The organism is Streptomyces sp. NPDC057638 (assembly GCF_042800315.1).
Lineage (GTDB): Bacteria > Actinomycetota > Actinomycetes > Streptomycetales > Streptomycetaceae > Streptomyces.
Map to the genome: position 1 here is coordinate 1 of NZ_JBHVHF010000375.1, position 6,508 is coordinate 6,508.

The following is a 6,508-nucleotide window of genomic DNA, read 5'->3' on the forward strand; positions in this document are numbered from 1 at the left end:
CGGGTTTTCTTTGGATTCATTGTGTTTTGTTTTAATTTTCGCTTTCGCACAAAAAGATGGGGGGGGGGTACCACCCTTGGGGGGGCCCCCCCGCTTTTCTGTATACCCGGCACTGCTCCTGCCCCCCCGTGGTGGGGAGGGGCCTCAGCCCAGTCCGCTGCCGAGGGCCTTGCGGACGGGAGACGGCAGTACGGCCCGGATGCCGGACGGCGCCGGGGCGCCTATCCGCTCCAGTCGCATCGCCAGGGCCGGACATCTGCGGACGGCCCGCTGGGCGCCCGCGCGCAGATGTGTCGGGACGATCGCGTCGGCGACCGAGGGGTAGCCGTCGGGGTTGATCCGGATCAGCTCCGGCACGATGTCGGCGCACAGCCCGTGCCCCTGGCAGAGTGTCCAGTCGACGGCGAGCCTCTCACCGCTCGGGATCGACTCCTGAGTGTCGGCATAGCCCGGCAGGGGCAAGGGCAGCACGCCCGCCGTCTCACGGCCGCAGCCGCCGCGCAGCACATGGGCGGCGAGATCGTCGGTGAACGCGGCCAGGGTGGAGCTGAAGAAGCGCGATGAGCCATCCGGGTGCTTGCAGGCCCCCCTGCCCCTCACGGCCTGGGTGATCTCCCGCAGCGCCTCCAGGGCGGCCGGGCCGCCACCGTTGAGCACATCCGTCAGCCCGCCCGCCGCCGCGGGCAGCCCCAGTCGGCAGGGCCCGCACTGGCCCGCCGTCTCGGCCGCCAGCCAGTGCGCCACCCGCAGCGCCTCACCCAGTGGGCAGGTCTCCGGGCCGATCGGCAGGATCGCGCCCGCGCCCAGGGAGCCACCGACGCCCGCCAGTGACTCCCGGGAGACCATCGTCTCGTCCACGGCCGTCGCGTCGATCCAGGTGCCGTGGTAGCCGCCGGTGAGCACGCCCTGGGGGACCGGCGGGGCACCCGCGAGGTTGAGGACATAGCGCAGGGGCACCCCCGTGGGTACCTCCACCACCATCGGGTGGGCGACCGCGCCGGAGAGCGTCAGCAGGACCGTGCCCGGCTCCGGGCCGACTCCGGTATGGGCGTAGCGGTGGGCGCCGATCCGCGCGGCCACCGCGAGCTGCGCGAACGTCTCCGCGTTGGACAGGAGGGTCGGCGCGCCGCCGACACCTGAGTCCGCGGCCCGGGTCCGGCGGCCCGGAGGGATCGCGGGGCCGCCGTTGACCGCCCGGATCACCGAGGACGCCTCGCCGGAGACCATGCGCTCGGGGGTGCGCACCACCCGCACTCGCGGGCGCTGCCCGCGCCGGTCGGACAGGCCGCGCTCGGCGAGCGCTGCCCGCACCGAGATCTCCGTGGAGTTGCGTGTGACGGCCACCGCCAGGGTGCGCGCCCCGAGTGCCTCGGCCGCGAGCAGCGCGCCGTCCAGCACCAGGTGCGGCGCCCGGTTGAGAAGCACTGTGTCCTTGCGGCACGCGGGTTCCCCCTCGCTGCCGTTGACCACGACGACGGGCCTGACCCCGCGCCGTATCGCGGACTTCGCCACGGCCCGCAGTTTCCGTCCGAACGGGAAGCCCGCCCCGCCCCGGCCGCGCAGGGAGATCTCCTCGCAGAGCTGGGCGAGCACCTCGCCGCTCAGGGGCTCCAAGGGTCCATGCACCTTCAGGTGCATGGACAGGTCGAGCCGTTCGACCAGATCGAACCCCTGGGTGAGCTGGGGGAGGCCGACGACACGGACCTCGGGGACATCGGGGAGAGGGGTGTTCACCGTTGGTCTCCTGCGGGGGTGGCGGGCCAGGGCTCCCCGGCGGGGGGTGGGTAGAGCGGTCCGGGGGCGATCCGTGTGGGGTCGTCCTGTGGCGGGCGGGTGGGGGGTTCGCCCCCGGGTGTCCCCGCCGTGGTGGGCGGCTCAGCGCCTCCGTATGCCTCTGTCGGTGGCGGATACGGCGGGTACGGGGGCGGTGGGGCGAAGGCTGGGGAGGGAGGCGGCGGTGACGGGGTGGGCCAGGCGCGGTGCGGGCGCGGCGCTCTGTCGTCCGGGAGTGAGACCGCGCGGTAGGCGGCCGACATCGCGGAGCCGGGCGCGGTGGGAGGACGGGTCACCTCCCCGTACACGGGGCGTGTGACCAAGGGGTCCGCGGTGGGCGGTGGCGGGACCTCGATCCGGAGGTGGTGGGAGGGGGCGGCGAACGCGGCGGGAGCGTGACCGGTGCCCATCTCCCGGCGAGGGGAGTACGCGGGGAACGCGTCACCCTGGGGGACGCGCGGCGGGGCTGTGCCGCTCCCGGACGGCTCGTGGTCGGCTGGGTCGGTGAGGCTGAGGATCCGGGCCGCCAGGCGCCGTTGGAGGGAGCGGGGCAGGAGCCGTACCGACACCATGGCCGTGACCGTGGCCAGCGCCAGGCAGTACAGGACCACCACCCAGGTCGCGGCCGGACGTCCGGCGAACAGGCCGTGGACCAGGGCCAGGCACCAGGCCGGGTAGGCCAGGGTGTGCAGAGCGCGCCAGCGGCCCGCGACCGTGGTGTTGGCGGCGAGGGCGCTGCGCAGCGCGCCGGTGGCGGCGGTGGCCACCATGAGGAGTCCGGCCAGCGTGCCAAAGCCCACGAGAGCGGCGGAGCCAGTGGTTCCGAGCCCGAATGGGAGGAGTGCGCCGATCAGGTCCACCCGCCCGAGCGAGACCTTCACGGTGGCGTGGAGCAGGAGGAAGCCGAGCGCGGCCGTGGCGGTGGCGCGGTGGACGGCCTGGGCGAGCAGCCGGTGGCGTGGGGCGAGCAGCAGCCGGTCGGTGGCGAGCAGCCCCCAGGCGATGGACGCTGTCAGCGACACCAGGGAGAGAACGCCGGTGGTGAAGTCGAGTGCGGCGCGGAAGCCGTCGCCTCCGCCGACCGCGAGCAGGGGGATGAGCGCGACCACGGCCGCGGTGAGGCCGCCCCGCACAGGGCGTCCGACACCGTCGGCCGGGGTGGGTAACGAGCGGCTCTGGTGATGAGGGTTCATGGGGTGACTCCGAGAGTGCGGCAAAGAGGTCCCGTTGACGCATGCTAAGTCGGGCACATACCGCGCGGTATGGCGTTGGCTGGTTTGCTGCGGTGAGACGCGGAAACCGGGTGGTGGGGGATCGGGCAGGACGTGTGGGGCATGGGGCGAGACGGGATGGCTGAGGCGTGAGTAGTCATCCGCGAGGGGCGAGGATGGAGTTCCTCCGGTGCCCTTGAGGAGATGGAGGGATGGGGTGAGCGCGCGGGATCGTCTCGGTGATCCGCGCTCTTCCCTGAAGGGTGTCCAGCGTGTTCCCAAAGGGGTGCGTGGCGGGCCTTGGCGGCCCGTAGGAGTCGCGAACGGGCGAGGCGGGGAACTCGGGTCGGGTGCTGGCGTGTGAGCGCCTTGCGCGCACGGGGAACAGGCCCTGCGGTACCCTGACGCCATGCGTGCCGTACGCCTTCTGCTTAGCGAGCCGCGCTGATCAGTCCCGACGGATGACAAGGTCCAGTTCGGAATCGGCGCGGCGTCCCCTCCTGTGCGAGGGGTCCTTTTGTTTGTGGCACCTGTTCTCAACCGCTGGCAGAGACGATCGATGGAGCTTTAAGGATCATGAGCGAGACGAATTCCGCTGGTTCCGCTGTCGAGGCGGCCGCGCCGCACCGGTACACGGCCGCGATGGCCGCCGACATCGAGGCACGCTGGCAGGACGTCTGGGAGGCCGACGGCACCTATGAGGCGCCGAACCCGAGCGGTGACCTCGCCGGAGACTCCGCGCTGGTGGAACGTCCCAAGAAGTTCATCATGGACATGTTCCCGTACCCCTCGGGCGCGGGGCTGCACGTGGGACACCCGCTGGGGTACATCGCCACCGACGTCTTCGCCCGTCACCAGCGGATGACCGGCCACAACGTGCTGCACACCCTTGGCTTCGACGCCTTTGGCCTGCCCGCCGAGCAGCACGCCATCGCCACGGGCACGCATCCCAGGGTGTCGACCGAGGCGGCCATGGACAACATGCGGCGCCAGCTGCGCCGACTGGGACTGGGCCACGACCAGCGCCGTTCGATCGCCACGATCGAACCGGACTACTACAAGTGGACCCAGTGGATCTTCCTTCAGATCTTCAACTCCTGGTACGACGAGGCGGCGGGTACGGCCCGCCCGATCGCCACCCTGGTGGAGCAGTTCGAGAGCGGCGAGCGCGCCGTCCCCGGTGACGGACGCGGCTGGGGCGAGCTGAGCCCGGCCGAGCGCGCCGAGATCCTGGGGCGCTACCGGCTGGCGTACTCCTCCTCCGCGCCGGTCAACTGGTGCCCGGGTCTCGGCACCGTCCTGGCCAACGAGGAAGTCACCGCGGACGGACGTTCGGAGCGCGGCAACTTCCCGGTCTTCAAGGCCAACCTGCGCCAGTGGAACATGCGCATCACCGCCTACGCCGACCGGCTGCTGAACGACCTGGACGCGCTGGACTGGCCCGAGGCGATCAAGTTGCAGCAGCGCAACTGGATCGGCCGCTCCGAGGGCGCGCGCGTCACCTTCTCCGTCGACGGGCACGAGGACGCGCACGTCACGGTCTTCACCACGCGCCCCGACACTCTCTTCGGCGCGACCTACATGGTGCTGGCGCCGGAGCATGACCTGATCGACGCGATCCTGCCGAGCGACTGGCCCCAGGGCGTCAAGGAGGCGTGGACCGGGGGTGCCGCCACTCCCGCCGAGGCCGTGGCCGCCTACCGCAAGCAGGCGCAGCTCAAGAGTGATGTCGAGCGCCAGACCGAGCACAAGGACAAGACCGGCGTGTTCACCGGCGCGTACGCGCTGAACCCGGTCACCGGTACCCGGATCCCCGTCTTCGTCGCCGACTACGTGCTCATGGGCTACGGCACCGGCGCGATCATGGCGGTGCCCGGCCAGGACGAGCGCGACTGGGAGTTCGCCGAGGCATTCGGGCTGCCCATCATCCGTACCGTCCAGCCGCCCGAGGGCTGGGAGGGCGAGGCGTTCACCGGGCAGGGACCGGCGATCAACTCCTCCAACGCCGAGATCTCCCTGGACGGGATGGCCGTCGACGAGGCCAAGGCCGCGATCACGCGCTGGCTGGTCGAGCGCGGCATCGGTGAGGCCACGGTCAACTACCGTCTCCGTGACTGGCTCTTCAGCCGTCAGCGGTACTGGGGCGAGCCGTTCCCGATCGTCTACGACGAGAACGACATCGCCCACCCGCTGCCGGAGTCGATGCTTCCGCTGGAACTGCCGGAGGTCGACGACTACTCGCCGCGTACCTTCGACCCCGATGACGCCGACACGCGCCCCGAGACGCCGCTCTCCCGCGACGAGGAGTGGGTCAACGTCACGCTTGACCTGGGCGACGGTCCCCGGCGCTACCGCCGCGAGACCAACACCATGCCCAACTGGGCCGGTTCCTGCTGGTACGAGCTGCGCTACCTGGACCCGCACAACCACGAGAAGCTGGTCGATCCGGCCATCGAGCGGTACTGGATGGGCCCGCGTGAGGGCACGCCGCACGGCGGGGTCGACCTGTACGTGGGCGGCGCCGAGCACGCGGTCCTGCACTTGCTGTACGCGCGGTTCTGGTCGAAGGTCCTGTTCGACCTGGGGCACGTCTCCTCCGCCGAGCCGTTCCACAAGCTGTTCAACCAGGGCATGATCCAGGCGTACGTCTACCGTGACGCGCGCGGCTTCCCGGTGCCCGCCGCCGAGATCGAGGAAGTGGACGGGGCGTTCTTCCACGCGGGCGAGCAGGTCAAGCGCGAGCTCGGCAAGATGGGCAAGTCCCTGAAGAACGCCGTCACACCCGACGAGATCGCCGCCGAGTACGGTGCCGACACGCTGCGGCTCTACGAGATGGCGATGGGCCCGCTGGACGTCTCGCGCCCCTGGGACACCCGGGCGGTCGTCGGTCAGTACCGGCTGCTCCAGCGCCTGTGGCGCAACGTCGTCGACGAGTCGACGGGCGAGGTCACGGTCGTCGACGACGCGGCGGCGGACGAGGCGACGCTGCGCGCGCTGCACAAGGCGATCGACGGCGTCGGCCAGGACATGGCCGCGCTGCGGTTCAACACCGCCATTGCCAAGATCACCGAGCTGAACAACCATCTGACCAAGGCCGGGGGTCCGCTGCCGCGTGACGTCGCCGAGCGGCTGGTGCTGCTGATCGCTCCTCTGGCGCCGCATATCGCCGAGGAACTGTGGCACCGGCTCGGTCACCGGGACTCGGTGGTCCACCGGGACTTCCCGCTGGCGGACCCGGCCTATGTCGTGGACGAGGCCGTGACCTGCGTGGTGCAGATCAAGGGCAAGGTGCGGGCCCGGCTGGAGGTCTCCCCGTCCATCTCCGACCAGGAGCTGGAGACGCTGGCGCTGGCCGAGCCCGCCGTGGTCGCGGCCCTCGGCGGGGCCGGGATCCGCAAGGTCATCGTCCGCGCGCCGAAGCTGGTCAACATCGTCCCCGCGTAGGGGCTGACCCCGGATCCTCCCCGGGGTGACTCGGGGTCTCCCCTACGGGCAGATCGGGGGTTCCTGCGGAACCCCCGATC

3 protein-coding genes are annotated in these 6,508 nt (G+C 71.3%); 1 reads left to right on the forward strand and 2 read right to left on the reverse strand.

Annotation, left to right across the window (positions count from 1 at the left end; genetic code table 11):
- Positions 1 to 144: 144 nt before the first annotated feature.
- Both ACFVIM_RS31200 and ACFVIM_RS31205 read right to left on the reverse strand, forming a co-directional pair.
- Complete coding sequence (locus ACFVIM_RS31200) at positions 145 to 1,734, reverse strand: NADH-ubiquinone oxidoreductase-F iron-sulfur binding region domain-containing protein (protein ID WP_384308517.1); 1,590 nt, start codon at positions 1,732 to 1,734, stop codon at positions 145 to 147.
- Complete coding sequence (locus ACFVIM_RS31205) at positions 1,731 to 2,966, reverse strand: hypothetical protein (protein ID WP_384308520.1); 1,236 nt, start codon at positions 2,964 to 2,966, stop codon at positions 1,731 to 1,733. The genes ACFVIM_RS31200 and ACFVIM_RS31205 overlap by 4 nt, the downstream gene beginning before the upstream one ends.
- Before the next feature lie 594 nt (positions 2,967 to 3,560).
- On the opposite strand from ACFVIM_RS31205, the gene leuS reads away from it, so the two are divergent.
- Complete coding sequence (leuS, locus tag ACFVIM_RS31210; protein ID WP_384308523.1) at positions 3,561 to 6,428, forward strand: leucine--tRNA ligase; 2,868 nt, start codon at positions 3,561 to 3,563, stop codon at positions 6,426 to 6,428.
- Positions 6,429 to 6,508 lie beyond the last annotated feature (80 nt).

What these genes read in the sequence shown, in the direction of transcription:
- ACFVIM_RS31205 (WP_384308520.1), bottom strand. Translation starts at nt 2,966, where the DNA reads ATGAACCCTCATCACCAGAGCCGCTCGTTACCCACCCCGGCCGACGGT.
- leuS (WP_384308523.1), top strand. Translation starts at nt 3,561, where the DNA reads ATGAGCGAGACGAATTCCGCTGGTTCCGCTGTCGAGGCGGCCGCGCCG.